At 64.0% G+C, this 15,455-nt stretch carries 16 protein-coding genes; 9 read left to right on the forward strand and 7 right to left on the reverse strand.

Features of this window, described 5'->3' with window-relative positions; all coding sequences use genetic code 11:
* Positions 1-108: 108 nt before the first annotated feature.
* From ASH04_RS20245 to ASH04_RS20280, 8 genes are read left to right on the forward strand one after another with little or no spacing between them, the layout of a single operon-like run.
* Positions 109-975 (forward strand): BtpA/SgcQ family protein, encoded by an 867-nt coding sequence (locus ASH04_RS20245; RefSeq protein ID WP_230073156.1) that lies wholly within the window; start codon positions 109-111, stop codon positions 973-975.
* A 3-nt stretch (positions 976-978) separates the two neighbouring features.
* The gene (locus tag ASH04_RS20250; protein ID WP_057474375.1) at positions 979-1,875 is read left to right on the forward strand and encodes a carbohydrate kinase family protein; all 897 of its coding nucleotides are present in this window, start codon (positions 979-981) and stop codon (positions 1,873-1,875) included.
* Positions 1,872-2,885: a substrate-binding domain-containing protein gene (locus ASH04_RS20255; RefSeq protein WP_032367057.1), complete on the forward strand. Its 1,014-nt coding sequence runs from the start codon at positions 1,872-1,874 to the stop codon at positions 2,883-2,885. Before ASH04_RS20250 ends, ASH04_RS20255 begins: the two co-directional genes overlap by 4 nt.
* Positions 2,886-2,889: 4 nt before the next feature.
* Positions 2,890-3,675, forward strand: a complete 786-nt coding sequence (locus tag ASH04_RS20260) for an ATP-binding cassette domain-containing protein (RefSeq protein WP_057474376.1) — start codon at positions 2,890-2,892, stop codon at positions 3,673-3,675.
* A complete protein-coding gene (locus ASH04_RS20265) occupies positions 3,672-4,706 on the forward strand; it encodes an ABC transporter permease (protein WP_032367059.1) in 1,035 nt (344 codons plus the stop codon). The genes ASH04_RS20260 and ASH04_RS20265 overlap by 4 nt, the downstream gene beginning before the upstream one ends.
* Positions 4,703-5,728: a phosphotriesterase family protein gene (locus ASH04_RS20270; RefSeq protein ID WP_057474377.1), complete on the forward strand. Its 1,026-nt coding sequence runs from the start codon at positions 4,703-4,705 to the stop codon at positions 5,726-5,728. Before ASH04_RS20265 ends, ASH04_RS20270 begins: the two co-directional genes overlap by 4 nt.
* A gap of 9 nt (positions 5,729-5,737) precedes the next feature.
* Positions 5,738-6,490, forward strand: a complete 753-nt coding sequence (locus ASH04_RS20275; protein WP_057474378.1) for a glutamine amidotransferase — start codon at positions 5,738-5,740, stop codon at positions 6,488-6,490.
* On the forward strand, positions 6,487-7,107 hold the full coding sequence (locus ASH04_RS20280; RefSeq protein WP_057474379.1) for a TenA family protein: 621 nt from the start codon (positions 6,487-6,489) through the stop codon (positions 7,105-7,107). Before ASH04_RS20275 ends, ASH04_RS20280 begins: the two co-directional genes overlap by 4 nt.
* 68 nt (positions 7,108-7,175) lie before the next feature.
* On the opposite strand, the gene ASH04_RS20285 is transcribed toward ASH04_RS20280, so the two are convergent.
* From ASH04_RS20285 to ASH04_RS20315, 7 genes are all read right to left on the reverse strand, one after another.
* Positions 7,176-7,616, reverse strand: a complete 441-nt coding sequence (locus tag ASH04_RS20285) for an Hsp20/alpha crystallin family protein (RefSeq protein ID WP_027495425.1) — start codon at positions 7,614-7,616, stop codon at positions 7,176-7,178.
* 175 nt (positions 7,617-7,791) lie between these two features.
* On the reverse strand, positions 7,792-9,189 hold the full coding sequence (locus tag ASH04_RS20290) for an MFS transporter (RefSeq protein WP_027495424.1): 1,398 nt from the start codon (positions 9,187-9,189) through the stop codon (positions 7,792-7,794).
* A 158-nt stretch (positions 9,190-9,347) separates the two neighbouring features.
* Positions 9,348-10,007, reverse strand: a complete 660-nt coding sequence (gene eda / locus ASH04_RS20295) for a bifunctional 4-hydroxy-2-oxoglutarate aldolase/2-dehydro-3-deoxy-phosphogluconate aldolase (protein ID WP_057474380.1) — start codon at positions 10,005-10,007, stop codon at positions 9,348-9,350.
* The gene (locus ASH04_RS20300; protein ID WP_057474381.1) at positions 10,004-11,416 is read right to left on the reverse strand and encodes a mannitol dehydrogenase family protein; all 1,413 of its coding nucleotides are present in this window, start codon (positions 11,414-11,416) and stop codon (positions 10,004-10,006) included. Before ASH04_RS20300 ends, eda begins: the two co-directional genes overlap by 4 nt.
* Entirely contained in the window at positions 11,413-12,348 is a 936-nt protein-coding gene (locus tag ASH04_RS20305; RefSeq protein WP_057474613.1) for a sugar kinase, read from the reverse strand. The genes ASH04_RS20300 and ASH04_RS20305 overlap by 4 nt, the downstream gene beginning before the upstream one ends.
* 8 nt (positions 12,349-12,356) lie before the next feature.
* The gene (manD, locus tag ASH04_RS20310) at positions 12,357-13,562 is read right to left on the reverse strand and encodes a D-mannonate dehydratase ManD (RefSeq protein WP_057474382.1); all 1,206 of its coding nucleotides are present in this window, start codon (positions 13,560-13,562) and stop codon (positions 12,357-12,359) included.
* Positions 13,559-14,605, reverse strand: coding sequence for an alcohol dehydrogenase catalytic domain-containing protein (locus tag ASH04_RS20315; RefSeq protein ID WP_057474383.1), 1,047 nt, complete (start codon positions 14,603-14,605; stop codon positions 13,559-13,561). The genes manD and ASH04_RS20315 overlap by 4 nt, the downstream gene beginning before the upstream one ends.
* Positions 14,606-14,724: 119 nt before the next feature.
* Here ASH04_RS20315 and ASH04_RS20320 point away from each other — a divergent pair, with 119 nt between their 5' ends.
* A complete protein-coding gene (locus tag ASH04_RS20320; protein WP_032392123.1) occupies positions 14,725-15,438 on the forward strand; it encodes a GntR family transcriptional regulator in 714 nt (237 codons plus the stop codon).
* The last annotated feature ends 17 nt before the right edge of the window (positions 15,439-15,455 follow it).

A 15,455-nucleotide genomic window follows, 5' to 3' on the forward strand; every position in this document is an offset into this window, starting at 1 on the left:
ACTCAAGAATTCCTTGACACGCCCCGGTGTCGATCCCCTACGGTGCATACATACGAGGCAATCGATTACATCGCCTTGGTCGACGCCCACACCAGAGGAGCTCCTTACGTGAGTACGTCCCCGTCGGATCCGAACCCCTCAGCCGCGCTGGGGGTATTTCCGACCAAGCCGTCGGCGCTGGCCGAGATGTTCACCTCCGCACCCGCACTCATCGGCGCAATCCACCTGCCCGCATTACCGGGCAGCCCGCACTACAAGGGCCAGCCCGTCTCCGAGATCGCAGCCTTCGCCGTGGAGGAGGCGCACGCGTACATCGACAACGGATTCGATGGCGTCATCGTCGAAAATCATTGGGACATACCCTTCCTCAAGCCCGGAGAGCACGGATACGAAACAGCGGCCAGCATGGGTGTCGTCACCGCCTCCGTCGTCGGTGAGTTCGGCAGCAGAGTCGGAGTATCCATCCTGTCCAACGCGGGCGAATGCGGCGTGGCCGCGGCGTGGGCCGCCGGAGCGAGCTTCGTGCGGGTCAACCAGTGGGCAAACGCCTACATCGCCAACGAGGGATTCATCGAAGGCCAGGCAGCCAAGACCACCCGCTTTCGCCACCGCATCGGTGCCGACCCGGTCAAGATCTTCGCCGACGTGCACGTCAAGCACGGTGCCCACGCCATCGTTGCCGATCGCACCATCGCCGAACAGACCGAGGACGCGGAATTCTTCGACGCAGACGTCCTCATCGCCACCGGCTCGAGAACCGGTGACGCCGCCTCGGTCGACGAGGTGTCGGTCATCAAGAACAACACGGTGCTCCCCGTCATCATCGGATCGGGAATCACGGCGGCCAACGTCGCCGACCTGATGAACGAGTGCGACGGTGCCATCATCGCTTCTTCGGTGAAAGAGAACGCACGCTGGTGGGGCCGTGTCTCCGGCGAGAAGGTTCGCGACGTGTCCCGCGCAGCCGGGAAGTAGACGATGATCGTATTTTTCGGCTACGCCAACAACGATGTGACGGTTCATGTTCCGCATGTTCCAACCCTCGGAGAGAGGGTGCAGGCCACGACGATCGAGTCGATCGACGGCGGCATGAATGCCAACGCCGCAGTGTCGGCAGCCCGCATGGGAGCCCGCGTCGCGTTCGCCGGAGCGGTGGGCCCGGACATCCGATCCTCCGAATTCCTCGCGGCCCTCGAACGAGACGGAGTCGACACCAGCTGGGCACCGCGCGACGCATTCCTTTCCACCGCAGTGGTTCTCATCGCCGACGGCGGGGACCGATCGATCATCAGCCAGGACGACGCCAACGACGCAGGCAGACTACGCACGGTCCTCGACAAGCTCTCGATCGACGGTGGACGCGTGTTCCTCGACGGCTACCGCGCATCGATGCTCCCACCCACACTCCCCGACAACGTCGGCCTCGCCATCGACCTCGACGGCTGTGACGACCTCGACGCCGCACTGCACGCATTCGCCCTTGCCGACCACGTCATCGTCGGACGCAGTCTGTGGCAGAACAGCTTCGGCATTCCAGCCGAACGGTGGCCGATACTGACCGCCGAGCACGACACCCACCTCGTCGTCACCGACGGCGAACGCGGGTGGACCCTGGTCACACCCTCGGGTGAGACCATCACCGAACCGGCAGTACCGGTCGACGTCATAGATGCCGTCGGAGCCGGAGACTGCTTCTGCGGCACCTACATCGCCTTCATCGACGCGGGCGAACCCCCGATCCACGCAGCCCGAATGGCGGGAATCTCGGCAGCACTCGCCTGCGCCACAGCCGGACCACGCGGATGCCCCACGCCGACCGAACTCACCGACTTCACGACCACGCTCGCCACTGTCGACCTTCAGGAGACCCGATGATCAAACGCGCACTCCCCCTCGTTCTCGGTGCCGCACTCGCGCTCACCCTCACCTCGTGCGACTCCGCATCCAGCAGCGACACCGCGGGCGGAACCGACGCAGCCGCGTCGAGCATCCCGGATCCGAGCCGCGTCGCCGATTCGTGCGACGGCAAGAACGGCACCCTCAAGGTCGGCCTCGTCACCATCAACCTGCAGGCCCTGTTCTTCAACCAGATCAACAACGCAGCCCAGAAGATCGCCGACCAGACCGGCGTCGAACTGCAGATCATCAGCGGCAACGACGACTCGGTCAGCCAGGCCAACGCTTTCGACAACCTCATCGCCTCGGGCGTCGACGCGATCATCGTCGATGCCATCGACACGGACGGCATCAAGCCCTCGATCGTCAAGGCCGATGCTGCGGGCATCCCGGTCGTCGCAGTCGACGCCACCGTCGACGATCCTGCCGTGGACACGCAGGTCGGCACCGCCAACGCCGAAGGCGGCGTTCAGATCGGCGACACCCTCACTGCGTTGGCGAACAACACCGGCACCGTGGGAATCGTCGGCGCACTCAACAGCACCATCCAACTCGAACGTCAGAAGGGCTTCACCGATACCGTCTCGGCGGCCGGGATGACCGTCGGCACCGTGGTCGACGGCCGCAACATCCAGGAGAACGCGCAGACCGCAGCCGAGAACCTGCTCACCGGCAACCCGGACATGCAGTACGTGTACGCCACCGGGGAGCCTGCTCTGATCGGATTGGTCGCCGCGGTGAACAGCCAGAACGCCCAGGACCGAATTCAGGCCGTCGGCTGGGATCTGTCCGATCAGGCCGTCTCCGCTCTCAACGCAGGGTGGCTGAAAGGCGTCGTGCAGCAGAACACCTTCGAGTTCGGCTACGAGGCCATGAATGCCGCCATCGACCTCGGCTGCGGACGGACCGCACCCGCTGACATCCCGGTACCGACCCAGATCGTCACTCCGGAGAACGTCGGCGACTACATGTACTACCTGGAGAAGTAGCCCTATGGCACAACAAGACCTGACGGTCGCGCCACTGATCGAACTCTCGGGAATCACCAAATCGTACGGCCCGGTGAAATCGCTTCGCGGAGTCGACCTTCGACTCGCCCGCGGCGAAGTACTCGGCGTCGTCGGAGACAACGGCGCCGGCAAGTCGACGCTCATGAAAATCCTTGCCGGTGCCGTCCAACACGACGGTGGCGAGATGCGCGTCAAAGGAGAACCCGTGCGCTTCTCGACACCGCTGGACGCACAACAGAAGAAAATCGGCATCGTCTACCAAGACCTCGCCCTCTGCGACACCTTGGACGTCGCAAGCAATCTGTTCCTCGGCCGCGAGCCACGCAAGGGGCCGTTCCTCGATCGCCACGGGATGCACGAACGTTCCGCCAAGATTCTGGCGGACCTGCACGTGAAGGTGAAGTCGACCTACCAGGAGATCGGGCAACTCTCCGGTGGGCAACGCCAGACGGTAGCCATCGCACGCGCGGTCTCGTTTCGACCGGACGTGTTGATTCTGGACGAACCCACCGCCGCTCTTGCTGTGGCAGAGGTGGAATCGGTTCTGAAGCTCATCACCGACGTCGCAGCCCAAGGCGTCGGAGTCATCCTGGTGACGCACCGCCTACAGGACCTGTTCCGGGTCTGCGACCGCATCACCGTCATGTACGAGGGGCAGAGCGTCGACGATGTTCCGATCGGCGATCTGAACATCGAGTCGCTCGTCGGATTGATCACGCGCACGCCGGTTCCCCAGCGTTCACCCTCCTCGCCGGAAGGCCGCCCATGATCACCGTGGACAAGAAAGCCCAGCCGACCGTGGAGAAACTCGCGGCTCGCCCGACTCTGTGGCAGCAGACCAACAAGCCGACCCTGGCCATGCTCGCGGTCACCATCGCAGTGGCCCTGGTGTTCTCGGTGACGACGTCCTCGTTCTTGACCTTCACCAACATCTCGAATCTCGCGACGCAGATTGCTCCGGTTCTCATCATCGCCGTCGCCATGACGTTCGTGATCACCACCGGTCAGATCGATCTGTCGGTCGGAGCGACCGTTGCCTTCGTCGCCGCGATGAGCGCCGAACTCATCCAAGCCGGAGTCGACTCGTCGGTGGTATTCGTCGCGGCACCTCTGATGGGTGCCGCATGGGGCTTGGTCAACGGTTGGCTCGCCGCGTATCAGGGCATTCCGCCGTTCATCGTCACCCTGGCGACCCTGTCGATCATTCGCGGCATCGCGTTGTACAGGACCGAGGGCTTCTCGGTACCGATCACTCCCGGTACCGCCTTCGCGAAACTGGGTACGGCGTCGTGGCTTGGCTTTTCGGCAAGCGCATGGATTGCTCTGGCCGTAGTGATCGTCGGCGCTGTTGCGCTCAACCGCACACGATTCGGCCGCTACGTCACCGGAATCGGCTCGAACGTCGAATCCGTCCGACGCTCCGGCGTCAACACCCGTCGCGTGCTGATGATGACCCTGGTGTTCACCGGGCTCGCCGCGGGCATCGCGGGCCTATTGATCGCTGCACGACTCGGATCGGGATCGGCCAACTCCGCCAATGGTTTCGAGCTCACCGTCATCACCGCAGTGGTGTTGGGAGGCACCAACCTGTTCGGCGGCCGGGGAACGGTCATCGGCACCGTCATCGGTGCAGTGTTGACCGGCATCATCGCCAACGGCCTGACGCTACTCGGTGTGAGCCCGTTCCTGACACCGATCATCACCGGTGTCGTTCTGCTCGTTGCCATCTGGATCAACATGCGCGGGCACTCTCTGGCTTCGCTGTTCAAGCACCTGCAGAGCGCACCGGGTAAGCAATGATCGTCCAGACCGTCACCGGGCCGATCGACTCCAGCGAACTGGGACTGGTGCTACCGCACGAGCATCTGCACAACGACGCCTCGGCCGCGTATTCCGAAGCTGCCGACCCGGCTCTGGCGCAGTTGCTGTCCGGTCCGGTATCGGCGGACCGCGCCTGGCTGCTGCACGACAACCCGTACCACAGCGCAGACAACTGCCGAGTGGACGACGCGGCGGCCGTACTCGACGACCTGAAAGTGTTCGCGGACAACGGCGGTACCACGGTCGTCGACCTCACGCCGCCGGGCATCGGGCGGCGACCCGAGATCCTCGAGCACTACTCACGCGAGTCTGGAGTACGCGTCGTCATGGGTTCGGGCTGGTATCTCGAACCCACGCACCCGCCCGAGGTCACCGCGCTCGGTATCGACAACCTCGCGGCCCGGCTCATCGCCGAATTCACCGGCGACGGGCCGCGGCCGGGGGTGATCGGTGAGATCGGAGTTTCGCCGTCCTTCACCGACGCCGAGGCCAAAGCGCTGAGAGCCGCCTGCATCGCCCAAAGAGAAACCTACGTCCCTTTGTTCGTCCATCTCCCGGGCTGGCAACGCAGAGGACATCAAGTCCTCGACATCGTCGTGGACGAGATGGGTGTCGACCCGGCAGCTGTGGTGCTCTGCCACATGGACCCCTCGGGCGACGACCCCGACTATCAGTGCGCCCTCGCCGATCGCGGAGTCTTCCTCGAGTTCGACATGATCGGCATGCCCTTCGAGTTCGCAGGCGAGGGCCAGTCGCCGTCGCCCGCCGATACGGCGTTCGCGATCTGCGGCCTCGTCGGTGGCGGCTATCGATCCCAGTTGCTGCTCAGTCACGATCTCTTTCTCAAGTCGATGCTCCGCAAGTTCGGTGGCAACGGATTGGCCTACGTTCCAGTCTCTTTCGCAGCGCGGCTGGTCCGCAGCGGAATGGACGCACACCACGTCTCCTCGCTCATGCAGGACAACCCCAGGTCGCTCTTCGAGAGCGCCGGAAAAGGATAGAGAACCACCATGGGTAAGAAAGTTCTGATCGCCGGCGAAAGCTGGATGACCTCGTCCACCCACGTCAAAGGCGTCGACGAATTCACCGTCCATTCCTACGTCGAAGGGGTCGGACCCCTGCGTGACGCACTCACCTCGCGCGGGCACGAAGTGGTTCACATGCCCGCGCACCTCGTTCCCACACAATTCCCCGGCACGGCCGAGGCCCTGTCCGGGTTCGACGTCATTGTGCTGTCGGATATCGGAGCCAATTCGATTCAGCTCGCGCCCAACGTGTTCGACCGCTTCCAGGCCGGCGACGACAGGCTTGCCTCACTGCGTGAGTGGGTGAGCAGCGGAGGAGGATTGATCATGATCGGCGGGTACCTGTCGTTCTCCGGTTTCCAAGCGCGCGCCGCGTATCGGCAGACTGTGCTCGCCGACGTATTGCCGGTGACACTGCTGGCCGAAGACGACCGAGTCGAGGCTCCCGGCGGAATGGTTCCCGATGTCGTCGACAGCACGCACGCCGCACTGGGTGCCAGCGGAACACAATGGCCCGCCTTGCTCGGTTACAACCGAGTGGTGCCGAAGGAGGGCGTTACCGTGCCCGCCACCATCAATGGAGATCCGCTCGTCGCGGTCGGCGAATACGGCTCGGGCCGATCTGCGGTCTTCACCTCCGATTGCTCGCCGCACTGGGCCCCGCCCGAGTTCTGCGAACAATGGCCCGGTTACACCGACCTGTTCGACGGCTTGATCACGTGGGTTGCCGGCGCGTGACCCGCTCGCAGCAACTCGTCGAGCGTCAACAGCCCAACCTCGCTGCTGCTCAGCAAGTTCGGTTCATCGTGCAATCGACGGACGGATCACTCTCCGATGAGGACTTTCGAAGGTACCTGGTGATCGAGGAGGCGTTCGTACTCACTGCGGTCCGCATTCTGGGGCTGGTCGTCGCGGAGTCGACGTCGTTGGACGACGCGTCGGATCATGTGATGTCGATGTCGAACCTCGTCGGAGAACAGCGAGCGTACTTCGCCGGTCTCCGCGAGAAGTTTCCGTTCGACGGCAATACCGAAGAGTTGATCGCGAGTTCCTCGGCGCTGTCGGACTATGCCCTCGGACTCGCGCAGCGAGAAGGTAGAAGTGCCGCTCTGGTAGCGATGTTCGCCGCCGAGACTCTGTACTTGTCGTGGTGCCGAACTGCGATGAGGTTCTCCACCGAACGCGAACCGGCACTTCAGGAATGGATTGCGATGCACACTCGATCAGCGTTTGCCGCTCAGGTCGACGCTCTGGCCCGAGAAGTCGACCGGATGGCCGCCGTGGACGACGAGACACTCGACAGGTGGTTCGAGGGGATGCTGGCCGCCGAGAACAAATTTCACAACGCAGTGTGAGTGCCTGCGGCAGTGGTGCGACTATATGCCCTCTGCGGCGCATTGCCGCACCACTGCGCGAAGCGCACTCAGCTCTTCTGCGGCTCGATGGTCTTCTGCGTGTTGTCGTGGGCGATCTCGATCTTGCGCGGCTTCGCGCGCTCCGCCAGCGGGATGGTGACCGTCAGGACCCCGTTGTCGTAGGAGGCCGAGATCTTCTCCGCGTCGACGCCGTCTCCCAAGGAGAGTTGCCGACGGTACGTTCCGGCGAACCGCTCCGACGAAAGCCACTGCACACCATCACTACTCGGAGCGGTGCGATGTGCCGTCAGAGTGAGGGTGCCGCGGTCGATGTCGACGTCGATGGAGCCGGGATCGACGCCGGGTAGGTCGGCGTTGAGTACGTAATGGTCGTCGAGCTTGTACAGATCCATCGGCATGAATCTGGGCGCACGGTCCGAACCACTGGTCGCGCCGAGCATGCCGGCAGCAATGGAGTCGAGGTCACGGAACGGATCGAAGCGAAGCACAGCAACCACCTCCTGTACGACGAAGCGTCCGCCCCTGTGGCGGGCCGCCCTTCACTGTGCAGAACCCAAATTAGCACTCTCCACCAGAGAGTGCCAATAGGGTAGTCCGATTTTTTTCAATCCAATTGTGTTGCAGTGGTGCAGCTGTGGGCTCAACTGCACCACTGCGGACATCTCAGGCTGCGTCGGCCAGTCTGACGAGATCGCGCCCCTTGGTTTCCGGGGCCAGGTAGGCCGACACCAGGGTGATCGCGGAGTAGATCACGAGCATCGCCGCGATGGGCCACCAGCTACCCGTCCATGCGGTGAGACTGGCCGCGAGCAGCGGTCCGATGGCGGTGGCGAGAATGCCGCCGATCTCCTTGGACAGCGCGAGCTGCGTGAATCGGGTACGTGCGCCGAACAGCTCCGCCATCGTCACGCTTTCGAGCGAGAACAGGCCCAGCACACCGAGGTTCAGAGCAAGAACCATTGCGACGACGAGGGCTACGGTGTTGCCGCTGGTGACCATCAGCATCAGCGGGAACGCCAGGATCATGGTGAGCGCACTGAGCACCATGTACATCGGACGGCGGCCGAACTTGTCGCCCAGGATTCCGATGATCGGAATGGTGGCGAACCCGATGAGCGAGCCGTAGACGATCGCGCTGGTGGCGATGGAACGATCGATCAGCAGCGTCGACGCGATGTAACCGACCAGGAACGTCTGAATCAGTCCGGAGTTGCCCGCCTGACCGAAACGCAGACCCAGCGCGATGAAGAACGCGCGCCCCTTCTTCTGCTTGAGACCGGACTCGAGAACGCTGACCTTCACGTCCTCGTCGGTCTTCTCGATCTCGTCGCGCGAGAGAGCCACACCGTCGACCACATCGGCACGCTCCTCGAAGACCGGGCTCTCCTTCAGGTTCGAGCGCAACCACACCGCGAAGATCATCAGGAAGAAGCTCGCGAGGAACGGCACTCGCCAGCCCCAGCTGAGCAACTGATCCTCGGACAGGACAGCGAGCAGCAGGGCCCAGATGGCCGAGGCCGCAAGGGTTCCGGAGTTGGTTCCCAGGGAGACCAGCGATGCGATGAGACCTCGACGCTTGTCCGGTGCGTATTCGACCAACATGACCGTCGCCCCGGCGATTTCGGCTCCGGCACCGAAGCCCTGGATCAGGCGGAGGGCAACGAGCAGGATCGGCGCCATGATGCCGATCGCGTCGTACGTCGGCAGTGCGCCGATGAGGGTGGTGGATGCGCCCATCATCGCAATGGTGATGAACAGGACCTTCTTTCGACCGATCCGATCGCCCATCCGGCCGAAGTAGATGGCACCGACCAGGCGGGCCACGTAGCCGACTCCGTAAGTGGCCATGGCGGCGATCAAGCCGATCGCCGGGCTCACGTCGGGGAAGAAGATGCGATTGAAAACGATCGCGGCGGCGAGCGAATACAGCTGGAAGTCCATGAACTCCATTGCCGTACCCAGCCAACCGGACATCGCCGCCTTGGTGAGGTCTTTAGTGCTGCGAGTCGGGACGGCGGTGTTACCGCGATCGTCCGTCGACTCGTTGGTGTCCTGTGACATCCGAAGCTCCATTGCTGGTGATGATCGATGAGTTCATGATGCGAGTTCGCCGCGGCCTCCGCGAGACCTGTGCCTCATCGAGGAGGGTTGGTGGCGCTCGCCACAGTGATATACAAGCACTGTTATACCAATAGGTCAATGACCCTTCGCGAACCGAACTACGCGGTGCCGAGCGCACTCGCAGAACGGGCCAGTTCCTCTATCGCGGCCCAGTCTCCCGCCTGCACCAATGAGCGCGGGGTGAGCCAGCTACCGCCGACACACACCACATTCGGCAACGCCAGGTAGTCGACGGCGTTCTGCGGGGTGATCCCACCGGTGGGGCAGAACGTCAAGTGCGGCAACGGGCCTGCCAGCGCGCCCAGTGCCGCTGCGCCACCGGAGAACTCGGCGGGAAAGAACTTCATCTCGGTCGATCCGGCCTCGGCAACGGTCATCGCCTCGGTCGCAGTCGACACGCCCGACAGAACAGGCACCGGTAGCGTGCGTACCGCGTCGAGAAGACCCTTCGACGATCCGGGTGAGACCAGGAACCTCGAGCCGGCATCCACCGATCTCATGGCATCGTCGCGGTTCAACACCGTTCCCGCGCCGATGACCACTTCCGGCACGTCCGCAGCGATCGCCGCAATGGCACCGAGCCCGGCCTCGGACCGCAACGTCATCTCGATGATGCCGATACCGCCCGCATAGAGTGCACGCGCCAGCGGCACTGCGTCCTCGACCCGATCGATGACCACCACAGGAATCACCGGGCTCACGCGCAATACATCTCGGGCAGTGAGGTTTTCGAGCAATGCTTCGTGTTCGGAGGTCATACCAGCACTCGTTTCCACTCGCTCAGCGAGTTGGTCCGTAGGAAGTCGGTCCACGCAACGACCTGCGTGCCGAACGGTGACGTGGGCCCGAGATCGGACCCGAAGATGGACTCGACAGCGAGCAGGTCCGACGCCGACCCGGCCCGGGCCAAGTGCGCCGACAACGGATCGTCCAGTGCACGTCCGGCTTCCGTCTCGGCCAGAACGAAGGCGCACCAGGCTGCGACGGCGAGTGCGAGCATGTCCGTCGAGCCACCCGCCGACGCCGCGTCCCGCACGGTTCCGAGTAGGCGCGGTCCGAGCTTCTGCGATCCGTCCATCGCCACCTGCCGGGTGGTGTGTTTCAGCGCCGGGTTGGCGAATCTCGTGCGTACCTCGTTGCCGTACCCGACAGCGTCCATTCCGCCGGCCGTCGTCGGCGCAACATCTCGGAGAACCATGGCCCGGCATATCTCGTCGAGCTCCGGATCCTGGACCGCCTCCGCGATAGTGTTGTGTCCACGCAGAATTCCGAGGTAGGCCAACACCGAGTGGGTGGCATTGAGGACGCGCAACTTCATGGTCTCCCACGGCTCCACGTCGTCGACGAACTGCACGCCCACTCGATCCCAGGCCGGACGCGGACCAGCGAAATTGTCCTCGATCACCCATTGCCGGAAGGGCTCGCACACCACCAGGGCATCGTCGCGCAGTCCCGTTCTTCGTTCGTTGTCCGCCCTGTCCTCATCAGTGGTAGCCGGCACGATTCGATCGACCATGCTGCTGGGGAATGTGACTCGACGCGAGATCCATTCGGCCAGGCCATCGTTCATGCCGCGGGCCTCGACGAAAGCACTGACGAGTTCGGACAGAATCCGCCCGTTCGACGGTAGGTTGTCGCAACACAACACCGTGAGAGGCGCATCGCCCGCCATGCGTCGAGCCAAGCCCGCCACCAACTGTCCGGCAACGGTGCGCGGCGGCCTGCCGGCCAGATCCGCCGCGATCTCCGGATCGTCCAGGCGCAATCGACCCGACGCGGGGTCGAGTCGATAGCCCTTCTCGGTCACCGTCAGCGTGACGATGTGCGTTGCGGGATCGGCGATGGCCTCGACCACCGCGTCGGGGTTCGCGGCTGCGTTCCGTACGGCGAGCATCGAACCGACGACGGTCGCCGTCGTCTCCTCGGTTCCCTTCTGCACCAGGGTGAACAACCCGTCCTGTGGGGCAAGCTGTTCCACCACGGTGTTACTGCGCTGGGTGAAACCGGTGATGCCCCAATTGGTCTCACCGGTCAGCAGCGCCGCCTCGGAGGTGAACGCGGCCTGATGCGCCCGATGGAATGCCCCGACGCCGAGATGCACGATTCCGCTGGCGGTGGGACGAACGACCTCGGCGGTCGCATCGGACAATCGCGTGGCCACCGTCATGTCGTCACTCGTTCTCTGTGACGTCGGATTTCGGACAGCGGTGCGATGAGACCAGTGCCGCCCCGCCCGCCGACGCTCAGCGATGCCGCAGCAGCTGCCATGGCCGCCGCCTCGCGAAGATCGTCGCCGAGAGCGAGACGCGCCGTCAGGGTGCCGGCGAACACATCACCGGCACCGGTCTGATCGATGACCTCGAGCGCGGGGATCACCGGCTGGTGCGACGTCCCCGCAGCGGTGAAGATGCTGGACCCTTCGGACCCTCGCGTGACCACCACGGAACGTGCACCCCAGCCCATCAGGAAAGCTGCAGCAGCCTCCGGTTCGGTTGTGCCCAGGAGCAATTCGATCTCGCTCGGTGCCGATGGCACCATCACCTCGGTACAGGGAGCAACGCTCTGCAGGAATGCGCGGGCCTCGTCGGCCGTGGTCAACCTGGGGCGAAAGTTGGGGTCGTAGACGAATCTGCTCGACCGCTGCGCCGCGTGCAGCATCGTGCGGGCGAGCGTCGGCGACAGTGCCGCAGCGATTCCGCCGCCCAGCACGGCACCCGCGTTCTCGATCACACCCTCGGGCAGGTCCGCCACATCGAGCTGACTGCCCACCGATCCGGCTCGGGCATAGGAGAATTGGCGATTCCCCTCGGGATCGATGTGCAGGAAGTAGACACCCTGCTGTCCGGGAACTCGCCGAATGCAGGTGTCGTCGATGCCGAGTTCACGAATTCGCCGACAGACGGCGTCGCCGAGCTCGTCGTCGGATACCCGCGCGATCAGCGCGACCGAGGCACCCGCGGCCGCGGCCGCGGCACCTGCGTTGACGACGTCTCCCGACACCCCGAGCACCCCGTGCGCTCCGTGCCGGAAGGCCTCGGTGGTCGAAACCTCCACGAGGGGCTCGCCGAGCAGGACGACATCGAATTGCGTTGTGGTCATGTGGCGCTTCACCAATCGTGCATGCTGCCGTCGAGACGGCGATTGACGGGCAGATACTTGGGGTTGTACGGGTACTTCGCGGCGGCCTCTTCGTTCACCTCGACGCCGATGCCCGGCTTGTTTCCCGGGTGCATGAAACCGTCGGTGAAGGTGTAGCTGGTCTGGAACACATCGCCGGTCGGGTCGACGTGACCCATGTACTCCTGCACGCCGAAGTTCGGGATCGACAGATCGACATGCAATGCGGCTGCGAGGGAGACGGGCGAAAGATCGCCCGCACCATGAGATCCGGACCGAACGCCGTAGAGATCCGCCAACGAGAAGATTCTGCGCAGATGGGTGATGCCGCCGGCGTGTGAGACCGACGCTCGGATGTAGTCGATCCACCGGTTGGTGATCAGATCCTGGCAGTCCCAGATCGAGTTGAAGATCTCGCCGACGGCGATGGGGGTGGTCGTGTGTTGGCGAATGGTGGCGAAGGCACTCTGATCCTCGGCTGGAGTGGGATCCTCGATCCAGAACATGCGCATCTCTTCGAGGTCGCGCCCGAGTCGTCCAGCCTCGATCGGGCTCAGACGGTGGTGCACGTCGTGGAGCAGGTGAAAGTCGAACCCGTGACGTTCACGCACGGCACCGAGCATCTGCGGTGCGAACCGCATGTACGGGGTGGTATCCCACGAATCTTCCTGCGGCGCAGCGCCGGAGGCTGGTTCGTAGAAGCCGTCGACCGGAATTCCGTAGGTCTTCTTCAGGCCCGGAATGGCCGACTGCGCGCGAATTGCTTTGTAACCCTTGTCGAGATGAACCTGGACGTCATCGAGCATCTCTTCGATGCTGCCGCCGCTGGCGTGGCCGTAGACCATGATCCCGTCTCGTGCAGCACCGCCGAGGAGCTGGTAGACCGGCATATCGGCGGCCTTGCCCTTGATGTCCCAGAGTGCGACGTCGACCGCGGCGATGGCCGTCATCGTCACCGGCCCACGTCGCCAGTAGGCACCCTTGTACAGGTACTGCCAGATGTCTTCGATCCGATGGGGATCGCGTCCGATCAGAAGTGGCGCAATGTGGTCCTTCAAGTACGACTCGACTGCGAGCTCGCGTCCGTTCAGCGTCGCATCACCCCACCCGACGATGCCCTCGTCGGTGGTGATCTTGAGCGTGACGTAGTTGCGGCCCGGAGCCGTCACGATGACGGTGGCGTCGATGATTTTCATTGCGGTCCTTGCGAAGTGGTGTCGATGACGATCTTGAGCTGGGTGGGGTCGGTGAGCGCGGCCTCGAGCGCTGCGGCAGATTCGGCCAACGGGTACGTCGATGTGACGAGTGCCGCGAGGTCCACTCGAGCCGATCCGGCGAGTGCGATCGCGTCGGCGAATGCCGAAGGGCCGTAACGGAAGCACCCGCGGATGTCGAGCTCCCAGCGTTGCACTGCTCCGATGGGGAATTCGGCAGACGCGCGTCCGGGCACGCCGACGAGCGCCAGAATGCCTGCCGGGCCGAGTGAGCGTGCCGCGTCGGCAATGGCTCCGGGATGTCCCGAGCAGTCGAAGGCGATGTCGAAAGCGCCTTCCGGCAGTGCGTCTTCGCCGGAACGCATTGTCGTGGTGGCACCCAGCGCTGCCGCGACCTCGAGTCGAGCTGGTGCGACGTCGGTGATGGTTGTCTCCGACGCGCCCAGGGCGATGACCGTCTGCAGAACCAACAGACCGATGGGCCCGGCACCGGTGATCGCGATGCGCTTGCCCAGCACCGACCCGACCCGTGCGGCAGCCCACGCTGCGACGGCCAGGGGCTCTATCAGCGCAGCGACGTCGTCGCCGATCGAATCCGGGAGTGGGTGCGCGAATTCGGCTGCGAGAACGACGGATTGCCGCAGCAGTCCGTGGTTCGGTGGGGATCCGAAACAGACAACGCTGGGGCAGACGTTGTAGTGACCGCTCAGGCTCAGCGGTGAGGTGCCGTTCGGAATCGCGGGTTCGATGGCCACTCGCTGGCCGATCCGGTCCTGGGACACGCCCGCGCCGACCTCGGTGACGACCCCGAATCCCTCGTGGCCCAAGACGGTGGGCTGCGTCAGCGAGTTGGAGCCGTTGCGGCCGTCGGCGTAGTAGTGCAGGTCCGAGCCACACAGGCTCACGCCGTGTACCTCCACCCTCACCTGGCCGTCGCCGACCTGCATACGGTCGATCTTCTCGATCCGCAGGTCACGTGGACCGTGTAGGACGGCTGCCTCGTCGTTGCCGCTGATCACTGCCATCGCTGTAGAGCCTCCGCCGTAGTGCCTTGAATATCAGTACTACCATACTAGTGACGGGCAGCACTTCGTCAAGGCTTCGGCCCTGTGGGTCACCGACGAGGTCACGTTAGTCTTGACCGGTGAGCACACAGAGCAGCAGGAAAGTCACCGCACGGGAGCGGGCGTACCGAGAATTGCGCCTACGCATCGTGTCGCTGACGCTCCCCCCGGGTAGCCCGCTGTCGGAGAACGACCTCGCCGAGCAGATGTCCGTGAGCCGCACACCCGTTCGCGAAAGCTTGATCCTGTTGGCCGAAGAGGGTCTGGTTCAGGTCTTCCCACAACTCGGCACCTTCGTCTCGCGGGTCGACACCGACCGTGTTGCCGATGCCCAATTCGTCCGGGAGGCAATCGAAACCGCGTCATTGAAAGACGCAGTCGCGTCTCGCTCGGACCAGGACCTCTCTGCGTTGCGCGCCAATCTGGCAGCGCAGGCCGAGCCTGGAATCGACATGGACCAATTCTTCGAGTTGGACGAGCAATTCCACCAGCTACTCCTCGCAGCCGGAGGACATTCCGCCGCATGGCGATCCGTCGAATCCGCGAAAGCTCATCTGGATCGGGCCCGACGACTCGGTCTGCGCGACACCCGTCCCATCCCCGACCTCATCGAACAGCACACCGCAATAGTCGACGGCCTCGAAGCCCGAGACTTCGAGGCCGCGGCCCAGTCGATGCGCGAGCACCTGCGCGCCGTGTTCGCCGACGTCGAATACATCAAGAGCAAAAGCCCACACCTGTTCTCCAATAGCAACGAACGCCCGACGCGCAAGGTTGTCTCCAGCTGGGAATGAGTGCGGCTGCGCCGCAG

Source organism: Rhodococcus sp. Leaf233, from assembly GCF_001426165.1.
In the GTDB taxonomy this organism is placed as follows: Bacteria; Actinomycetota; Actinomycetes; order Mycobacteriales; family Mycobacteriaceae; genus Rhodococcoides; species Rhodococcoides fascians.

What these genes read in the sequence shown, in the direction of transcription:
- ASH04_RS20300 (WP_057474381.1), bottom strand. Translation starts at nt 11,416, where the DNA reads ATGACGGTGGCCACGCGATTGTCCGATGCGACCGCCGAGGTCGTTCGT.
- eda (WP_057474380.1), bottom strand. Translation starts at nt 10,007, where the DNA reads ATGACCTCCGAACACGAAGCATTGCTCGAAAACCTCACTGCCCGAGAT.
- ASH04_RS20255 (WP_032367057.1), top strand. Translation starts at nt 1,872, where the DNA reads ATGATCAAACGCGCACTCCCCCTCGTTCTCGGTGCCGCACTCGCGCTC.
- ASH04_RS20305 (WP_057474613.1), bottom strand. Translation starts at nt 12,348, where the DNA reads ATGACCACAACGCAATTCGATGTCGTCCTGCTCGGCGAGCCCCTCGTG.
- ASH04_RS20250 (WP_057474375.1), top strand. Translation starts at nt 979, where the DNA reads ATGATCGTATTTTTCGGCTACGCCAACAACGATGTGACGGTTCATGTT.
- ASH04_RS20260 (WP_057474376.1), top strand. Translation starts at nt 2,890, where the DNA reads ATGGCACAACAAGACCTGACGGTCGCGCCACTGATCGAACTCTCGGGA.
- ASH04_RS20290 (WP_027495424.1), bottom strand. Translation starts at nt 9,189, where the DNA reads ATGTCACAGGACACCAACGAGTCGACGGACGATCGCGGTAACACCGCC.
- ASH04_RS20275 (WP_057474378.1), top strand. Translation starts at nt 5,738, where the DNA reads ATGGGTAAGAAAGTTCTGATCGCCGGCGAAAGCTGGATGACCTCGTCC.
- ASH04_RS20270 (WP_057474377.1), top strand. Translation starts at nt 4,703, where the DNA reads ATGATCGTCCAGACCGTCACCGGGCCGATCGACTCCAGCGAACTGGGA.
- manD (WP_057474382.1), bottom strand. Translation starts at nt 13,562, where the DNA reads ATGAAAATCATCGACGCCACCGTCATCGTGACGGCTCCGGGCCGCAAC.
- ASH04_RS20265 (WP_032367059.1), top strand. Translation starts at nt 3,672, where the DNA reads ATGATCACCGTGGACAAGAAAGCCCAGCCGACCGTGGAGAAACTCGCG.
- ASH04_RS20315 (WP_057474383.1), bottom strand. Translation starts at nt 14,605, where the DNA reads ATGGCAGTGATCAGCGGCAACGACGAGGCAGCCGTCCTACACGGTCCA.